This window comes from Streptomyces sp. T12, assembly GCF_028736035.1.
Classification (GTDB): Bacteria; Actinomycetota; Actinomycetes; order Streptomycetales; family Streptomycetaceae; genus Streptomyces.
In genome coordinates, this window is sequence record NZ_CP117866.1 from 7,202,466 (window position 1) to 7,220,740 (window position 18,275).

General features: G+C 71.5%; 12 protein-coding genes and 1 pseudogene. 6 read left to right on the plus strand and 7 right to left on the minus strand.

All coding sequences use genetic code 11. The features are described 5' to 3' along the window. Positions 1-42 precede the first annotated feature (42 nt). The 5 genes from PBV52_RS32640 to fxsT all read left to right on the plus strand — a co-directional run bounded on the left by PBV52_RS32640 (position 43) and on the right by fxsT (position 8,787). The gene (locus tag PBV52_RS32640; protein WP_274243298.1) at positions 43-1,041 is read left to right on the plus strand and encodes a MoxR family ATPase; all 999 of its coding nucleotides are present in this window, start codon (positions 43-45) and stop codon (positions 1,039-1,041) included. 3 nt (positions 1,042-1,044) lie between these two features. Then, positions 1,045-4,326, plus strand: coding sequence for an SAV_2336 N-terminal domain-related protein (locus tag PBV52_RS32645; protein WP_274243299.1), 3,282 nt, complete (start codon positions 1,045-1,047; stop codon positions 4,324-4,326). Further along, complete coding sequence (locus PBV52_RS32650) at positions 4,323-4,475, plus strand: hypothetical protein (RefSeq protein WP_274243300.1); 153 nt, start codon at positions 4,323-4,325, stop codon at positions 4,473-4,475. The genes PBV52_RS32645 and PBV52_RS32650 overlap by 4 nt, the downstream gene beginning before the upstream one ends. Next, a complete protein-coding gene (locus PBV52_RS32655; protein ID WP_274243301.1) occupies positions 4,472-5,695 on the plus strand; it encodes an FxsB family cyclophane-forming radical SAM/SPASM peptide maturase in 1,224 nt (407 codons plus the stop codon). Before PBV52_RS32650 ends, PBV52_RS32655 begins: the two co-directional genes overlap by 4 nt. A gap of 131 nt (positions 5,696-5,826) precedes the next feature. Beyond that, positions 5,827-8,787 (plus strand): FxSxx-COOH system tetratricopeptide repeat protein, encoded by a 2,961-nt coding sequence (gene fxsT, locus PBV52_RS32660; RefSeq protein ID WP_274243303.1) that lies wholly within the window; start codon positions 5,827-5,829, stop codon positions 8,785-8,787. A 25-nt stretch (positions 8,788-8,812) separates the two neighbouring features. On the opposite strand, the gene PBV52_RS32665 is transcribed toward fxsT, so the two are convergent. The 6 genes from PBV52_RS32665 to PBV52_RS32690 form a co-directional block, all read right to left on the minus strand. Next, a complete protein-coding gene (locus tag PBV52_RS32665) occupies positions 8,813-8,995 on the minus strand; it encodes a DUF6104 family protein (RefSeq protein WP_274243305.1) in 183 nt (60 codons plus the stop codon). 52 nt (positions 8,996-9,047) lie between these two features. Then, positions 9,048-9,380 (minus strand): CU044_2847 family protein, encoded by a 333-nt coding sequence (locus PBV52_RS32670; protein ID WP_274243306.1) that lies wholly within the window; start codon positions 9,378-9,380, stop codon positions 9,048-9,050. Positions 9,381-9,546: 166 nt separating this feature from the next. Next, positions 9,547-13,353 carry a multifunctional oxoglutarate decarboxylase/oxoglutarate dehydrogenase thiamine pyrophosphate-binding subunit/dihydrolipoyllysine-residue succinyltransferase subunit gene (locus tag PBV52_RS32675; protein ID WP_274243307.1) on the minus strand — a complete coding sequence of 1,269 codons (3,807 nt, stop codon included), beginning with the start codon at positions 13,351-13,353 and terminating at the stop codon, positions 9,547-9,549. 281 nt (positions 13,354-13,634) lie between these two features. Further along, the gene (locus PBV52_RS32680) at positions 13,635-14,741 is read right to left on the minus strand and encodes a cell wall metabolism sensor histidine kinase WalK (RefSeq protein WP_274243308.1); all 1,107 of its coding nucleotides are present in this window, start codon (positions 14,739-14,741) and stop codon (positions 13,635-13,637) included. Then, on the minus strand, positions 14,738-15,475 hold the full coding sequence (locus tag PBV52_RS32685) for a response regulator transcription factor (RefSeq protein WP_030956984.1): 738 nt from the start codon (positions 15,473-15,475) through the stop codon (positions 14,738-14,740). The genes PBV52_RS32680 and PBV52_RS32685 overlap by 4 nt, the downstream gene beginning before the upstream one ends. 132 nt (positions 15,476-15,607) lie before the next feature. Next, positions 15,608-16,285: a spermidine synthase gene (locus tag PBV52_RS32690; RefSeq protein WP_274243313.1), complete on the minus strand. Its 678-nt coding sequence runs from the start codon at positions 16,283-16,285 to the stop codon at positions 15,608-15,610. 221 nt (positions 16,286-16,506) lie between these two features. Here PBV52_RS32690 and PBV52_RS32695 point away from each other — a divergent pair. Next, positions 16,507-17,379: pseudogene (locus PBV52_RS32695) on the plus strand (rhomboid-like protein); the annotation flags it as partial. Here the strand turns inward: PBV52_RS32695 and PBV52_RS32700 are convergent. Further along, positions 17,359-18,153 (minus strand): GNAT family N-acetyltransferase, encoded by a 795-nt coding sequence (locus tag PBV52_RS32700; RefSeq protein WP_274243314.1) that lies wholly within the window; start codon positions 18,151-18,153, stop codon positions 17,359-17,361. The pseudogene PBV52_RS32695 and the gene PBV52_RS32700 overlap by 21 nt on opposite strands. Positions 18,154-18,275: the final 122 nt, after the last annotated feature.

Consider the following 18,275-nt stretch of genomic DNA (forward strand, 5'->3'; position numbering starts at 1 on the left):
CCAGGCCGTGGACTACCACCGACCGTCGACGAGGAGCGCACCGTGAGCGAGTGGTTCATCTACCAGGGGATCGGACGTCCGGATCCGGCCAGGATCGACCTGCTGCCAGACCCGCCCCCCTGGCGGGCGTTCGACGCTCGATCCGTCGACTACGAGGTCCCGGAGCTCGACTCCTCCACCCACCGCAGGCTCGGCGCGCGCACCGTCCCGCTGCCCGTCCAGGACCCGGACGCCCTGGAACTCGTCAACGCCGCCCTGTACCTGAGGCGCCCGCTGCTCGTCACCGGCGAACCCGGCGTCGGCAAGTCGACGCTGGCCCACTCCGTCGCCTACGAGCTCGACCTCGGCCGCGTCCTGGAATGGCCGATCGTCAGCCGCAGCGAACTGCGCGACGGCCTCTACACCTACGACGCCATCGGCCGCCTCCAGGACTCCCAACTGCCCGGCGACCCCGCGTCCCAGGACATCGGCCGGTACATCAAACTCGGCCCGCTCGGCACCGCGCTGCTCGCCGCCGACAAGCCACGCGTGCTGCTCATCGACGAGCTGGACAAGAGCGACATCGACCTGCCGAACGACCTGCTGAACGTCCTGGAGGAGGGCCGGTTCGCCATTCCGGAGCTGGAGCGGATCGCCGACCGCACCCCGGAGGTCGACGTCCTCACCGACGACGGGCGCCGGGTGACCGTGACGGGCGGTCAGGTCCGCTGCCGGGCGTTCCCCTTCGTCGTCATGACCAGCAACCGCGAACGCGAGTTCCCCGCCGCGCTGCTGCGCCGCTGCATCCCCCTCGATCTCAAGGCCCCGCGCGACGAACGCCTCGCCGCCCTCGTCCAGGCCCACTTCGGGCAGGGCTCCTACGACGACAACCGCGACCTCGTCGACCAGTTCACCCAGTCCGAGGCGGACGGCTCACTGCGTCCCACCGACCAACTCCTCAACGCCATCTTCCTCGCCCAGCACGCCGCCCGGGACGCGGCCCAGCGGCGCGAGGAGATCTCGGAGCTGTTGATGCAGCCCCTCGACCGAGGGCCGCGGTAGCCGATGACCTCCCGCGCTCCCGGCATCCCGGCAGGCGACGTGAGCCCCGTGCTCACGGCGCTGGTCGCGCGTATGCGGGACGCGGGCATCGCGCCCGGAGTCGAGGAGCTCGCGGACGCGCTGTGGCTCGCCCGCTGGCTGCCACGGTCCGCGCAGCAGCCCGACCGGCCCGGGACCGCCCCGGCCGACGCGGCCACCGACCCGCTCGCCGACCCCGGCGCGCTGCCCCCGGGGGCGACGCACAGGCCCCACCTGCCCGCCCAGGACAGCGAGCCGCAACAGTCCGAGAGGGCAGGGCTGTTCGCGCCCGGCCCCGGAGGCGACGTCGCCGACTCCCGGATGACCCGGGTCCGCGTCCCCGCCGCACCCGCCCTGCCCGAACCCCTCGCCCTGCAACGGGGGTTACGGCCCCTGCAGCGCTACCGGGCGCCCGTACGGCCCGTGCCGCGCACCCTCGACGAGCGCGCCACCGCCGAGCGCGCCGCGGAGTCCGGCCTGGTCCTGCCCGTCCTGCGCACGGACCGGCGCCGCGAGGCACGCCTGCTGCTCCTGATGGACATCTCCACCTCGACGGTCGTATGGCAGCAGGCCTTGGACGAGCTGCGCCAGGTCTGTGCCCGCGCCGGTGCCTTCTGCGAGGTGCAGGTGCGCTATCTGCACGAGGCGCCCGGCGGACGGCCCGGCTGTGCGTCCACCCCGGAACCCGCCGCCGCGCTCTACGCACCGGAGCAGCTCAGCGACCCGACCGGGCGGCGCGTCACCTTGGTCCTCAGCGACTGCGCCGGACCCATGTGGCGCAGCGGCCGGGTGCAGCGGCTGCTGTACCGCTGGGCCGCGACGGCGCCCGTGGCCGTCGTACAGCCGCTGCCGCAGCGGATGTGGCTGCGCACGCATCTGCCTGCCCGGCGCGGGCTGTTGCGACGGCGCGAAGGGCCCGCCGGGTCGCTGCTGTTCCGGCCCGACAAGGGGCCGGTGGAAGCCGGCGCGCTGCCGGTCCCCGTGCTCGCGCTGCGCCGGGAGTCGGTGGAGGGCTGGGCGCGGCTGGTGTCCGGCGCCACCGGACAGTCGCTGTCCGCCGCGGCCGGCTGGGTGCGGGCCGACCATCCCGAGTCCGCGGCGCCGGTGCGGGCCACGCAGGAACGCAGCGGTGCGGATCGCGTCCGCGCCTTCTGGCGTCCGGCGTCCTCCGAGGCGCGTCGGCTGGCGGTGTATCTGTCCGCGGTGCCGCTGTACCTGCCGGTGATGCAGCTCGTCCAGCACGCCATGCTGGCCGGGAGCGGGCCGGACGTGTTGTCCGAGGTGCTGCTGAGCGGGCTGCTGCGGCGGCGGGAGGACGCGGACGATCCGCGGGCCGTGCGCTACGACTTCCTGCCGGGGGTGGCCGGCGAGCTGCGGTCCCGTCTGTCGGTCGACGAGGTGGAGCTGCTGTTCAAGCACTGCTCCGAGTACGTGGAACGGAAGTTCGGGCGCAGTGCGCGCAACTTCCCCGCGCTGGCGGGGGCGTTCCTGCGGGGCGCGGTGCCGCCGGACGGGGAAGCGCCCGCTGCCTCGGGCGAGCGGGAACCGGCCGGGCTGCGGGCGTTCGCCGAGGTGTCCGCGGAGGTGCTGCGGGACCTGGGCGCGCGGCTGCCGACGGTGCCGGTGGGGCCGGGGCACAGCGCGTCGGAGCTGCTCGACCTGGGCCGCCAGGCGCTGGCCCGGTTCAACGAGGAGGGGCTCACCCGGGAGCTCGATGCCGCGGTGGGGTGTCTGCGGCAGTCGGTCGTGGCCGCGCGGTCGGGCGGTGAACGGGCCCTGGCGGGCGAGGTGTTGGCCGCCGCGCTGCTCGCCCGCTGGCGGGTGCGGCGCGTGGGGGAGGACCTGCGGGAGGCGTGGGAGGCGGTCGAGGGGCAGACCGTCACTGCGCGCGGGCGGCTCGTGCGGGGGTTGGTGTGCTGGGCTCAGGCGCAGGAGGTACGCGGGAGCGGGGTCGACTTCGACGGGATCGCGGAGAGCCTGCGGGAGTGGGCCCGGGCGAAGCCGGGGCGGGTCGAGGAGCGTGCGCTGCGTGTGTTGCTGTATCTGGCCGACGAGAGCCTGACCGCCGTCCTCGCCGACGAGGGCACGCAGGCCGAGGAACTGGAGCGGCGCAGGGTCGCCGCGGAGGCGCTGGCGGGTGTGCGGCGGGCTGTGGGGGAGCTGGGGCCGCGGAGGAAGGACACGGTTGAGAAGTGGTACGTCCGTCACCTGCAGCGGGCCGTCGACGCGGCGGACGTCTGGCTCGACCTGGTCCGGTCCGAGCAGGGCCTGGTCGTGCGGGGGCGGTTGTGGCTCGATCTTGCGCGGCAGTACGCGGGGTACAGCCCGGACGGGCAAGCCGCTTCGCAGGCGGCCGGCTGGGCGTTGCGCGCCGCCGAGGACCTCAAGGCCGCAGTCGGCGCATCCGTCCTGCCGGACGATGAGCGCTGCCGGATCTGGCTGGACGTGGCGGACGCTGTCGAGATCGAGCAGTTCCTGCGCCATGGCGACCGGATGAGTGAGGCGCTGTTGGACGCGGTGGGGCACGCCCGGCGGGCCGCAAGGGACGACGTAGGACTGATTCTTGAGTGCCTGGTGCGGATCGGGGGCATCCACAACGAACGGTATGAACGGACCGGCGAGCTGCACGACCTGGAACGAGCCATCGCCGCATGGACGGACGCCGTACCACTGCTCGACGAGGACGACTCCCTTCGGTCCGACCTGCTCGCCACCCTCGGCATCGGCTGGCTCCAGCGGGCGGTGCGACCGGACTCGGCCGACGACGTCGTCAACCGAGCCATCGACGTGCTGCGCCTCGCGGTCGAAGAGTCCCCGCCGGACTATCCGCTCCTGCCCATGCGACGCCGGCATCTGGCAGACGCGTACGTCATGCGCTACGACCTCACCCACGTGCTTACCGACCTGTACGAGGCCGACTGGCTGCTCGCGGAGGCCGCTCGCGGTTCGGAGGACGCGGTTCTCCGCGCGGAGTGCCTGAGCGGTCGCGGCCGCGTTGCCTCGATGCTGTACGAGCGCACGGAAGTGATCGCGCATCTGCACAAGGCGATCGAGTTCTTCAGCCAGGCCATTGAGCATGCCGAGGAGGCGGGCGACAACGCGCTGGTGGCCGCGGCTCTCATGGGACGCGGCCAGGCACGAGAGCTGCAGGGCAGGCCCAGCACGGCCCGGTCCGACTACGAGCACGCCGGCCGTCTGACGGCCGACCGCGACCGCCCCCTGCGTCGGCACATCTCCCGCCTGTCCCCCGAAACGGCCGACGAGTGACCCTCCCCACCGACGACACCCACATACGCCTGCCGGAGATCGCCCCACCCGACCACACCGACCACCCGGTATTGGCCGCGATCCTCGCCGAACTCCGCACCCGTGAGGGGGAGAGCATCGTCGTCGCCCACTACGAAGACGCGCCATGACCACTCACCCTCACCCGCCTCCCCACCCCCACCCGCCGTGGCCGTACGCCCTTCTCGACACCACGGCCCACCGGCCCGTCCCCTTCCGGCAGTTCGTGCTGAAGGTGCACGGCCGGTGCAACCTCGACTGCACCTACTGCTACCTCTACCAGGGCCCCGACCACGGCTGGCGCGACCGCCCGGCCCGCACCTCCGAGCGCACGATGCGCCACACGGCGGACCGCATCGCCGAGCACGCCCGCACCCACGGCCTCGACGCCATCCGCATCGAACTCCACGGCGGCGAACCCCTCCTGAGCGGCCCCGGCCCCGTCCTCGCCTACGCCCGAGCCGTACGGGAGGCCGTCCCCGCCGGCTGCCGGATCACCGCCACCGTCCAGACCAACGGCACCCGCCTGACGGCCGAGGCCCTCGACCGCCTCGCCGACGCCGGCATCCGGGTCGGCCTCAGCCTCGACGGCGGTCGGGCCGCGCTCAACGCCCGTCGGGTCGACCGCGCCGGACGCCCCGCCTGGCCCGCCGCCCGCGCGGCGGCACAGCGGCTCGCCGCGCGGCCGCGGACGTACGCCGGAATCCTCTGCACGATCGACCTGGCCGCCGAACCGCTGGACGTCTACCGCTCGCTGCTCGAACTGCGCCCGCCCGGAGTGGACTTCCTGCTCCCGCACGCCAACTGGGACCGGCCGCCCCCGGGCACGGTCCGCCGGTCCCCCGGGCGGCACCGCCCGCATCCCACCCCCTACGGCGACTGGCTCGCCGCCGTCTTCGACGCCTGGTGGGACGGGGCGCGGCTCGGCACGCGCGTACGGCTGTTCCAGGAGATCGCGGGGCTGCTGCTCGGCGCGCCCAGCAGGGCCGAGGCCGTGGGGCTGTCGCCGGTGGCCGCCGTCGTGGTCGAGACGGACGGCGGCATCGAGCAGGTCGACTCGCTCAGGTCGGCGTACGAGGGCGCCTCGGAGACCGGCCTCGATGTCTTCCGGCACTCCTTCGACCGCGCCCTGCGCCATCCCGGCGTCGCCGCACGGCAGCTGGGGGAGCGGGCGCTGGCCGACGAGTGTCTGGGCTGTCCCGTGGGGAAGGTGTGCGGGGGCGGGAACTACGTGCACCGGTACGCTCCCGGGACGGGGTTTTTGCACCCCAGCGTCTACTGCGCCGATCTGGAGCGGCTCGTCCGGCACATCGCGCACCGGCTGGAGCGGACGTCCCGGGGAGACCGGTGACCCGAACCATGCTCAACTTGGCACCTCTGGAACCGATTTGACGCACAATTGAATAACCTGTGCACAGTCGTGACCAGGTTCAGTCGAGCCAGGTTCAGTCGAGCCAAGTTCAGTCGAGGGGGAACGGCGAGATGGCGGCGGAACTCGGACATGTCACGGTGGTCTTCGCCGGACAGAGCGAGTCCTGGGCCAAGTGGATCGACCACCAGATCCGGGCCGCGGGACGGGGCACCACGCTGATCAGGTGGAACCCGCTGCGGCGCCCCCCGACCGCCGAGGCGTTCACCGACCTGCTGAGCGCGCCGGGACGCGTTTTGCTCGTGATCGACGACTGGCACGAACGCCTGGGCAGCGAGCGGTTCGAGGCCTGGGCCCAGGCCCTGCGGCAGGTGCTGCCGGCGTACGAGGACCGGATCGCCGCCGTGAGCATCACCGCCCGCCCCATGCCCGAGGCCGTCATCGCCCTGGCCCCCGTCGAACTGCGCGGCCTTCGGCCCGAGGTGGCGCGCAGCCGGGTCCTGGAGTGCGCGGGCATACCCGCTCCGGGCGCGCTGATCGACCTGAGCCGCGGCCCCCGGTTCCCCGACGACCCGCCGGACGTCTGGCAGGTCCCGCGCCGCAACCGCCGCTTCATCGGCCGCACCGAACTGCTGGAGAAGGTCTACGGCGCCTTCTCCGCCGCCGGAGACGACGGCGCCGCCGTGGCGCTGCTCGGCCCCGGCGGCTTCGGCAAGACCCAGCTGGCCCTGGAGTACGTCCACCGGTTCGCCGGCGAGTACGACATCGTCTGGTGGGTCAACGCCGCCCAACGCGTCACCGCCCGCCAGCAGTTCGCCGACCTCGCGTCGGCCCTGGACCTGCGGGACTCCGGCGACCTCGGGTCCACCATCACGGCCGTACGCCGTGAACTCGACCGCACTGCGCGGCCCTGGCTGCTCGTCCTGGACGGCGCCGGCGACCCGGAGCGGCTGGACGGCCTCGTGCCCGAAGGACGCGGCCACGTCCTCGTCACCACCCACCGCAGCGAGTGGGGCGCCCACGCCGAGAACATCGCCGTACCGGCCTTCGAACGCCGCGAGAGCGTCGCCTTCGTCGAGCGCCGCACGGCACGCCTCAGCGACACCCAGGCCGCGCGCCTCGCCGAGGCCGTGGAGGACATGCCCCTGCTGCTCGACCAGACGGCCGCCTGGCTGGACATCAACCCGACCGTGCCGGTCGACGACTACATCCGGGACATCCGCGACGGCCGCCCGGACCGCTTCGGCGTCATGGCCTCCGGCCAGTACCCGGAGAGCTTCGAGGTCGCCTGGGCGAAGCTCGTCAACACCCTGCGCGAAGGCTCGGAGACCGCCTGGCAGCTGCTCAACCTGCTCGTCTGCTTCTCGCACGACGTGGTGCCGGTACGGCTGCTGCAGACCGCCCGGCACGGCGACCTGCCCGCCGAACTGGTCGAGCTGATCGCCGAGCCCAGCACCTGGAACACCGCCCTGCGCCGGCTGTCCGAGATCACCTCCATGCGGATCGAGTACGAACCCGGGCCGCGGATGGACTCCCAGACCGTCGGCACGCTGCGCATGCACCGCCTCTTCCACCGCTTCGTACGGTCCATCCAGTCGCCCGCCGACGCCGAGCGCTACTCGGCCGCCGCCCGCAAGGTCCTCGTCTCCGCCGACCCGCGCGACTCCTCCTCGGCCGGCAACTGGGCCCGGTACGCCGTCCTCATCCCGCACCTGGAACCCTCCGGGGCCCTGGAGTCGGCCGACGACGACGCGCGGGAACTCGTCCTCAACTGCATCGAGTACCTGCGGATGCGCGGCGAGTACCACGACGGCTGGTGGCTCAGCCGCACCGCCGTGGAGCACTGGCGGGCCACCTCCGGCGACACCGACCGCTCGGTGCTCGTCGCCGTCCACCAGCTCGCCAACATGCTGCGCAGGCTGGGGAAGTACCCGGAGGCGGAGACCGTCGGCCGCGAGATCCTCGGGCGGCTCGAACGCGCCGACGACGTACGCCCCATCGAGGTGATCCGCGCCAGGGACGGCCTCGGCGGCACCCTCATGGCCCTCGGCCGCTACCCGGAGGCCCGCGCCCTGTTCGAGGAGGCGGCCGCGAGCGCCGCCGCGGAGCTCGGCGGCGAGCAGGTGCCACGCACCCTCGCCATCCGCAGCAACCTCGCCGTCGCCCTCGGCCTCCAGGGCCACTACACCGAGTCGCTCGCCCTGCACCGCAAGGTCTTCGAGGCCCGTGTGGAGGTACTCGGCGGACGCGACGCCCTCACCCTCAACTCCGCGCTGCGCGCCGCCTGGATGCTGCGCCTGCTCGGCAGCTACCGTGAGGCGCTGGCCATCCAGGGCCACAACTCCCGCGTCCACAGCCAGGTCCTGGACCGCACTCACAGCCAGACCCTGCTCGCCGAGCACAACCTCGCCCTGTGCGCCCGCCGGGTCGGAGACCTGCAGTTCGCGCACGCCATGCTGCGCGGGGTCCGCGAGAAGCTGATGCGCCGCCGCGGCCCGCTGCACCCGGAGACACTGATGGTCTCCTGCGACTACGCGATGCTGCTGCGCGACCTGGAGCGCACCGAGGAGGCCAGGGACCTGGCCGAAGCCACCGCCACGCACTACGCCGCCCAGCTCGGCGACCGCCACCCCTACGCGATCGGCGCGCGGGACAACGTCGCCACCGTCATGCGCGACATGGGCGAGACACGGGCCGCGCTGGAGCTGTCCCGGCAGACGGCGCGGCAGATGCGGCGGGCGGTCGGCCGGGCCCACCCGTGGGCCATCGGCTGCGCCAAGAACGAGGTCGCCGCACTCGCCGCCGTGGGTGACGCCGACGCCGCGGCCGCCCTGGGCCGGGAGACCGCCGACCGCTCCGCCCGCGTTCTCGGCGACGCGCACATCCTCACCATCAGCCTGCGGGCCGGGCTGGCGCTGGACCTGGCCGAGCTGGGCGAACACGCGCAGGCCGAGAGGCTGCACCAGGACGCGGTCGCCCGGCTCACTTCAGTGCTCGGCGCCGACCACCCGCACACCCGCACCATCCTCGAACGGCACCGCCCCTACTGGGACTTCGAGCCCCAGCCCATCTGAGTGGCGTCCGGCGGGCCGGCTCCGCCTACACGTCGTCGTCCTCGTCGTCCAGCCGGGCCAGCCACGTCGCCAGCCGCTCGACCGGCACCTCGAAGTCCGGGTTCAGGTCGACGAAGGTGCGCAGCTGCTCGGCCAGCCACTCGAAGGTGATCTCCTCCTGGCCGCGCCGCTTCTCCAGTTCTTCGATGCCTCGGTCGGTGAAGTACATGAGCTGAGGATATGTCGTGCTCGCCACGCGTGCGTGCCGGGCCTGCGGCAGCTCACACGCCGGGGTCCTTCCGCTCCCAGCCGAGCTTGACGACGAGATGGCCCTCGACGCCTGCTTTGGTCAGCACGGCCCCCGCGCTGGCGTTGAGCTTCACGCCGAACTCCAGCTCCACCGTGTCGGGCTGGGCCGCCTGGAAGGTGCGCAGGGTCGCCTCCGCGGCGCGCCGGATGGGGACCAGGGCCTCCTCCAGGGAGACGGAGGCCTCGCGCATCCGGTCGCCGACGCGGGAGGCGCGGACCATGCCGGGCTCGTCGTCGTCGACCTCGACGACCAGCTGTCCCTCGCCGTCCTCGTCGCCCATGGCGATCCGCAGCAGCTCGGCCATTCGCGCCCCCGTGTGTCACAACCGGCCCGACGGCCGGGTCGGTCCAGCGTGTCGGTCCTGATCAATCTACTGGGCCGGCGGGCGAGTTGGCCGTAAATGCCACAAGGCCCGGGCCCCGTCACCTGGACGGGAACCCGGGCCTTGTCGGTCAGACCCGTGCTGAGGCTCAGGCCTCGAACACCTCGCGGACCAGCTGCTCCTGCTCGGCCTGGTGCCGCTTGGCGGAACCGACGGCCGGGGACGAGCCGTGCGGACGCGAGATGCGGCGCAGGCGCTCGCCGTGCGGGACGTCGGCGCCGACGGCCAGGTCCAGGTGGTCGATCAGGTTGAGCGCGATGAACGGCCACGCACCCTGGTTCGCCGGCTCCTCCTGGGCCCACAGGTACTTCTCGGCGTTCGGGTACTTGGCGATCTCGGCCTGGAGCTCGGCACCCGGCAGCGGGTACAGGCGCTCGATGCGGATGATCGCCGTGTCCGTGACGCCGCGCTTCTTCCGCTCGGCCTCGAGGTCGTAGTAGACCTTGCCGGCGCAGAAGACGACCTTCTTGACCGCGGCCGCGTCGACCGAGGAGTCACCGATGACCGGCTGGAACTGCCCGGTCGTGAACTCCTCCGCCTTCGACGCCGCGGCCTTCAGACGCAGCATCGACTTCGGGGTGAAGACGACCAGCGGCTTGTGGTGCGGGTTGTGCGACTGCCACCGCAGGAGGTGGAAGTAGTTCGACGGGGACGTCGGCATCGCGACCGTCATGTTGTTCTGCGCGCACAGCTGCAGGAACCGCTCCGGGCGGGCCGAGGAGTGGTCCGGGCCCTGGCCCTCGTAGCCGTGCGGCAGCAGCAGGACGACGCCGGACGTCTGGGCCCACTTCTGCTCGGCCGACGAGATGAACTCGTCCACGACCGTCTGGGCGCCGTTGACGAAGTCGCCGAACTGGGCCTCCCACATCACGAGCGCGTCGGGGCGGGCCAGCGAGTAGCCGTACTCGAAGCCCATGGCCGCGTACTCGGACAGCAGGGAGTTGTAGACGTTCAGCCGCGCCTGGTCCTCGGAGAGGTACTGCAGCGGCGTGTACTCCTCGCCCGTCTCGCGGTCGATGATCACCGCGTGACGCTGGCCGAACGTACCGCGCTGCGAGTCCTGGCCGGCCAGACGCACCGGGACGCCCTCCAGCAGGAGGGAGCCGACGGCGAGGGTCTCGCCCATGCCCCAGTCGATGGTGCCGTCCTCGACCATCGACGCCCGGCGCTGCAGCTGCGGCAGCAGACGCGGGTGGACGGTGATGTGGTCGGGGATGTTGACCTGGGACTCGGCGATCCGCTTGACGACCTCCGAGGTCACCGCGGTGTTCACGGCGACCGGGAACTCGGCCTGCGGGTCCGAGGGCTCCGCGGCGGCGGGCTGCGAGGTGGCCTCGCGGACCTCCGTGAAGACCTTCTCCAGCTGGCCCTGGTAGTCCTGCAGTGCCTGCTCGGCCTCTTCCAGGGTGATGTCGCCGCGACCGATCAGGGACTCGGTGTAGAGCTTGCGCACCGAGCGCTTCTTGTCGATCAGGTCGTACATCAGCGGCTGGGTGAAGGCCGGGTTGTCCGACTCGTTGTGACCGCGGCGGCGGTAGCAGATGAGGTCGATCACCACGTCCTTGTTGAACGCCTGGCGGAACTCGAAGGCGAGCCGCGCGACGCGGACCACGGCCTCCGGGTCGTCGCCGTTCACGTGGAAGATCGGGGCCTCGATCATGCGGGCCACGTCGGTGGCGTACATCGACGAGCGCGAGGACTCCGGGGCGGCCGTGAAGCCGACCTGGTTGTTGATGACCACGTGGACCGTGCCGCCGGTGCGGTAGCCCCGCAGCTGCGACATGTTCAGGGTCTCGGCCACCACGCCCTGGCCCGCGAAGGCCGCGTCGCCGTGCAGGGCGACCGGCAGGACGGTGAAGTCCGTGCCGCCCTTGTTGATGATGTCCTGCTTGGCGCGGGCGACGCCCTCCAGGACCGGGTCGACCGCCTCCAGGTGCGAGGGGTTGGCGGTGAGCGAGACCTTGATCTGCTCGCCGTCCAGGCCGGTGAAGGTGCCCTCGGCGCCCAGGTGGTACTTCACGTCGCCGGAGCCGTGCATCGACTTCGGGTCGAGGTTGCCCTCGAACTCGCGGAAGATCTGGGCGTACGACTTGCCGACGATGTTGGCGAGCACGTTCAGGCGGCCGCGGTGGGCCATGCCGATGACGACCTCGTCCAGACGGGACTCGGCGGCCGAGTCCAGCACCGCGTCCAGCAGCGGGATGACGGACTCGCCGCCCTCCAGGCTGAAGCGCTTCTGGCCGACGTACTTCGTCTGCAGGAAGGTCTCGAAGGCCTCCGCCGCGTTCAGCCGGCGCAGGATGCGCAGCTGCTCCTCGCGCTCCGGCTTGGTGTGCGGGCGCTCGATGCGGTCCTGGATCCACTTGCGCTGCTTGGGGTCCTGGATGTGCATGAACTCGATGCCGGTGGTGCGGCAGTACGAGTCGCGCAGCACGCCGAGGATGTCGCGCAGCTTCATCAGGGACTTGCCGGAGAAGCCGCCGACCGCGAACTCGCGCTCCAGGTCCCACAGGGTGAGGCCGTGCTCGGTGATGTCCAGGTCGGGGTGCTTGCGCTGGCGGTACTCCAGCGGGTCGGTGTCGGCCATGACGTGGCCGCGGACCCGGTAGGAGTGGATCAGCTCGAAGACCCGCGCGGCCTTGGTGACGTCGTCGTCGTGCGACGCGTCGATGTCCTTGAGCCAGCGGACCGGCTCGTAGGGGATGCGCAGGGCCTCGAAGATCTCGTCGTAGAAGTTGCTCTCGCCGAGCAGGAGGTTCGCGACGATCCGCAGGAACTCGCCGGAGGCGGCGCCCTGGATGACCCGGTGGTCGTAGGTCGACGTGAGCGTCATGACCTTCGAGATGCCGAGCTTGTTCAGGGTGTCCTGGGACGTGCCCTGGAACTCCGCCGGGTAGTCCATGGAGCCGACGCCCATGATCACCGACTGGCCGGGCATCAGACGCGGCACGGAGTGGACGGTGCCGAGGCCGCCGGGGTTGGTCAGGGAGACCGTCACACCGGTGAAGTCGTCCATGCCCAGCTTGCCGTCACGGGCACGCCGGACGATGTCCTCGTAGGCCTGCCAGAACTCGAAGAAGTTCAGCGTCTCGGCCTTCTTGATGCCCGCGACGACCAGCTGGCGGTCGCCGTTGGGCTTCACCAGGTCGATGGCGAGGCCGAAGTTGATGTGCTCCGGCTTGACCAGGGTCGGCTTGCCGTCCTTCTCCGCGAAGGAGTAGTTCATCGACGGCATGGCCTTGATGGCCTGCACCATCGCGTACCCGATGAGGTGCGTGAAGGAGATCTTCCCGCCCCGGGCGCGCTTGAGGTGGTTGTTGATGACGATGCGGTTGTCGAAGAGCAGCTTCACCGGGACCGCGCGCACGGACGTGGCCGTGGGCACCTCCAGGGAGGCGTTCATGTTCTTCGCGACCGCGGCGGCCGGGCCGCGCAGCGTCACGAGCTCAGGGCCCTCCGAGGGTGCGCCGGCTGCGGCGGGCTCGGCCTTCTTCGGCTGAGCGGGCTTCGCGGCCGGGGCGGGCGCGGCGGGCTTCGCCGCGGCCGGGGCCGGGGCCGGAGCCGGGGCGGCAGGCGCGGCGGCCGCGGGCTTCGGGGCCGCGGGAGCCGGCGCGGGGACCGACGGAGCGGCAGGCGCCGGAGCGGCCGGAGCCGTGGTGGTCTCTGCGGCCCCCGCGGCCGCAGTACCCGCCGGAGCCGAGGCGGCGGGCGCCCCCGGCTTGTAGTCGGCGAAGAAGTCCCACCAGGCTCGGTCTACCGAATTGGGGTCCTGGAGGTACTGCTGATAGATCTCGTCGACGAGCCACTCGTTCGGACCGAACGCGGCCGCGGGGTTCTTGCCCGCTTGGTCGGTGTCGGTCGAGATGCTCGAGTTACTGGGGGACTGTGGCGACACGGCGGCAACCGCCCTCTTCCGCTTCACAAGGTGATGGACAGCGGAAATAAAGGCTACGCCCCTATGGCCGCGAAGGTCAGGCTGAGCAAGGTCATCGTCGCGTAAGTCACATCGGAAAGCGTGTTTCGTGCCTGGAAATGGCGGGAAACAAGCGTGGTTCCGCATCAGCTGGGAAGGCGCGACCGCGGCCCGGCACGCCACAGGCGCGGGGCTCTGCCTGATCACACGTGTCCGTCAGTCAGGACGCACATGGATCTTGTCGCTCCGCTTCGAACTTTACGTCAACTTGGCACAGATGGCTGCCCGGGAAGTGTGACAAGAATCCGGCAACCCCGATCGGATTCGGCCACACCGATCCGGCCGCCGTGCAGATCGACGGCCCAGCGTGCGATCGCCAGCCCCAGCCCCGTACCGCCGTCGCTGCCCGGCCCGTGCGGCCGGATCACGGCGCCCCGGTTGAACCGCTCGAAGACCCGGTGCCAGTCCGACCGCGGAATGCCCGGACCCTCGTCCAGGACCTCCAGCTCCAGCGACTCCGGGTACGCCCCGCGCCGTGCCTTGACCGTCACGCGGCCGTGCGCCGGGCTGTGCTTGATCGCGTTGTCGATGAGGTTGGCGACGACCTGGTGGATGCGCTCGGGGTCGGCGTGCGCGGTCAGCTCCGGCGGGGAGACGTCGAGGTGCAGATGGACGTCCGTACGCGTGTGACTGCCGGAGCCCGACGCCATGCCCCCGCGCGCGGAGGCGACCATGTTGGCCTCCTTCAGCACGCCGGACAGGTACGGCCAGACCTCGAAGCGCCGCATGCGCAGCGGTACGACGCCGTTGTCCAGGCGGGACAGGTCCAGGAGTGTCTCCACGAGCCGGCCCAGCCGCTCGGTCTGCTTCAGTGCCGTGCGCATCGTCTCGGGGTCGGCCTCGGCGATGCCGTCGACCACGTTCTCCAGGACGGCCCGCAGACCCGCGATCGGGGTGCGCAGCTCGTGCGAGACGTTCGCCACCAGCTCCTTGCGCTGCTGGTCCTGGGCCTCCAGCTCGTCCGCCATGAGGTTGATCGTCCCGGCCAGGTCGCCCAGCTCGTCCCGGCGGTTCTCCCGCACCCGGCGGGTGTAGTCGCCGTGCGAGATGGACCGGGCCACCGCGTTCATCTCGTCCAGCGGTGCGGTGAGCGAATGGGCCACGAACTGCGTAATGAGCAGTGTGGCGATCATCGAGAAGACCGTGATGAAGCGCAGCTCCGTCTGGGTGCGCACGGCGATCATCGACAGTCCTGTGGTGATCAGGACCGCGATGATGACCAGTGCGCCCAGCTTGGTCTTGATCGAGAACGGACGTACGCCGCCCCAGGGCTCCCCGGGGCCTCTCCGCGCGGCCGGCCCGTCGCTCATGGCGTCGGGGTCTCCAGGGCGTAGCCCACGCCGTGCACGGTGCGGATCCGCTCGGCGCCGATCTTCCGGCGCAGCGCCTTGATGTGGCTGTCGACCGTGCGGGTGCCGGAGGCATCCGCCCAGTCCCACACCTCGGCGAGCAACTGCTCCCGGGAGAGCACCGCGCGCGGGGTGTTCGCCAGGCACACCAGGAGGTCGAACTCGGTCGGGGTGAGGTGGACATCCTCACTGCGCACCCGCACACGCCGCTGCGCGTGGTCGATCTCCAGCTCGCCCAGGCGCAGGATGCCCGACCGCGGGGTCGTGGCGGCCAGCGCGGCCCGCTCGACGCGGCGCAGCAGTACATGCACGCGTGCCGCCAGCTCCCGCATCGAGAACGGCTTGGTCATGTAGTCGTCGGCGCCGACGCCGAGCCCGACCAGCATGTCGGTCTCGTCGTCGCGCGCGGTCAGCATCATCACCGGTACCGGCCGCTGGGCCTGCACCCGGCGGCATACCTCCAGGCCGTCGAAGCCCGGCAGCATGATGTCGAGGATCAGCAGGTCGGGCTGCCAGGCCTCGGCCGTGTCGACGGCCGCCGGACCGTCGCCCGCGGTCTGCACGAGGAAACCCTCGGCACGCAGGCGGGCCGCGATGGCGTCCACGATGGTCGGATCGTCCTCGACCACGAGGACCCGGCGCTGAGCGCCGGGAGTCGCCGCCGTGCCGTTGTGGGAGGTGTGTGTCTGCTCCATCGCCCGCCCCAAAGTTGCTTTCCGGAATCCGTGGGGTGATCCCGCTACCTGGCTATGCCTGCGCATGCTTGCGATTGACGCTTGAATGATCCGCGTCAGAGAAGCAGAGTACGGGGAGTCACCGTGCCACGGCTATCCAGGTCGGACGGCGAGGTGCACGACGTCCGGAACGCCCCGGGCAACGGGGATCTCTTCGGTACGCACCTGTTGGAATCCGGCATTACGCAAGGTTTCTTCGAATTCCGGAGAGGGTTGGGCGGACCATACGGCCAGCACCCCACCCGGCCTCAACGCCCCTGCGCAGGCCGCCAGTCCGGCCGGTGAGTACAGGCTGTCGTTGCCCTCGGTGACGGTCCAGCCAGGGCCGTTGTCGATGTCGAGACACAGTGCGTCATACGTGTCGTAAGTCTCAGTTACGTGCGCCACCAGATCCGTTTCCAGAATCTCGGTGCGCGGATCGGCGAGGGCACGGGCGGAGAAGTCGGACAACGGCCCGTCGAGATGCCAGCCGATAATCGCGGGCTCGCGCTCGACGACGGTGATCCGTCTCGGGCGCGGATCGGCGGCGGCGTGTGCGAGCGAGAACCCGACGCCGAGCCCGCCGATCAGCACCTCCGGGTCCGGCCGTCCGGCCAGCGCGCCGAGCGCCGCGTCGACCAGCAGCCGCTCCGAGTGCCCGTCGGAGGTGTCCATCAAAAAGCAGCCGTTCGCGATGATCTGGAGCAGTTCGCCGTGCCGCCGCAGCACGATCTCGCCGTACGGGCCCTCGCGACGGTCCAGTACTTCGGGGATGTCGTACGAAGTGGGCATCCGGCCATCCTCGCAGCTGAGAGCGGGACGGCCGAGGGAATTACGTCAGAGAGCGAGCGCGTGCCCGTACGGGCACGGCCTCACGACTGGCGGGGGAGATTCTTGGGAAGACGCGAGAGCTTCTTGAGAGGTTGCTGAGAATCTGCTGTCGTGTGGCGCTGATCACAGACATGAGGTGGGGGCCGGTCCGAGGGTGAGGTAAACGGAAGGAGCGCCTCACCGTGGAACGGACTGTGACTGCGGGTACGGCGGTCTCGACTTCGAAGCCGGCGTCTTCGAGCGCGGCCGGTCCTTCCGGCGACGCGGGCCTGCCCGAGGTGGCCGGGCTGCTGGACGGGATGCCGCGCCAGCGCGGACCACTGAGCGCCACTCCCGCGCCGACCCCGGCGCCGGTCGTCCCCGAGCCCGCCGCGGTCACCGAGCTCGCCGGGGCCACCCGGGCCGCCGAGGCCAGAGCCCGCGCCTTCCACCCCTGGCGGCTGCTCCCCACCCCCACCGGAACCCCCTTCACCTGCGCTTACGCCGCCGTACTGGCCGTCACCTCACTCATCGCCACCTACGCCGACCCCGCCCTCGTCCACGCCCTGCACCAGGGCTCCAGCACCGATGTGGCGCATCTCGTGCGGACACCCGCGATGGTGCTGATCGCCAGCGCGCTGTGGATCGCGGGCGGGATCATGGCGCCGTACACGCTCGGCCTCCTGCTCGTGCTCACCGCGCTGGAGCGGCGGATCGGCGGTGCTCGCACGGCCGTCGTCTTCCTTGCCGGGCACGTCCTTGCGACCCTCGCGACCGAGGTCCCGGTCGGGCTGGCGGTGCTGGTCGGACACCTCCCGGACAGTTCGCTGCACCGCCTCGACTACGGCATCAGCTTCGGCGTCGCCACGAGCGTCGGCGCGCTGGCCGGGCTGCTGCGGCCGTGGCTGCGGTGGCCGGTTCTGGTGCTGTTCGGCGGGATGTTGGTCCAGGACCTGCTGAATCTCACGGACCCGCTGACCAATTGGGGGCATCTGATCTCCCTGGTCATCGGGATCGCGCTGTGGCCGGTGGTGCGCCGCTGGTACGCCTCGGATTCAGTCGGCCACGGGCGACCACACGTAGGGCGTGGTCGTCGTCACCGCAGCGAAGCCCAGCCGCCGCAGGATCGGCGCGCTGTCGTCGGAGGCGTCCACATGCAGGTAGCCGACCCCGCGGGCGACGGCGAGCGCGGCGCGGGTGGCGACCAGGGCACGGTAGATGCCGCGGCCGCGCCACTCGGCCAGCGTTGACCCGCCCCACAGGCTCGCGAACCCGGTCCCCTCGCGGAACACCAGCCACGCCGCGGACACGACCTCGCCGTCCGCCTCGGCGACGTACACGGCGATCTGGTCCGGGGCGGACGCGACCCGGCCGATGAGATCGTCGGCGAGCCAGCTCCAGTCCTGGCCCCACACGACCGACTCCATCACGGCGATGCGGCGCATGTCCGCGTCCGCGGTGACCCGCCGCAGCGTCACCCCCTCCGGCAGGACGGGCTGTCGTACGGCCATGTCGGCGGCCCGTCCCACCAGCACCGTCTCCTGCTCCTCGGGCACGAAGCCCGCCGCGCGCAGGCGGTCGGTGAGGTCGGCCGGGTCGTCGTGGGACCGGGTCTTCCACTCCACCGCCTCATCGCGCGCCGCGAAGTAGTCGCGCTGCCGGGCGATGAGCCCGTCGAGTTCGGCGCCGCGTACGCCGAGCGAGCGCGGGCCGCTGACGAGGCCCCGGAATCCGCCGACGATCCGCAGCAGGGGGCCGTCCTGTTCGTACGTCACACCGGCGGGCGGGGTCGGGGGCGCGCCGCGCATCTGGTCGTCGTAGGCCGCGAGAAGGAACTCTGTGTCTGTCACGGGGAGACGGTGGGGGAAGAACCGGCCCTCGGCAACCGTTTATTCACAAAAGCCGAGGTCGCAGGGTGTGGCGCAGTTGATCGCTCACAGCGAACGAAGGCCTGGGAACATTCAAGCCCCTC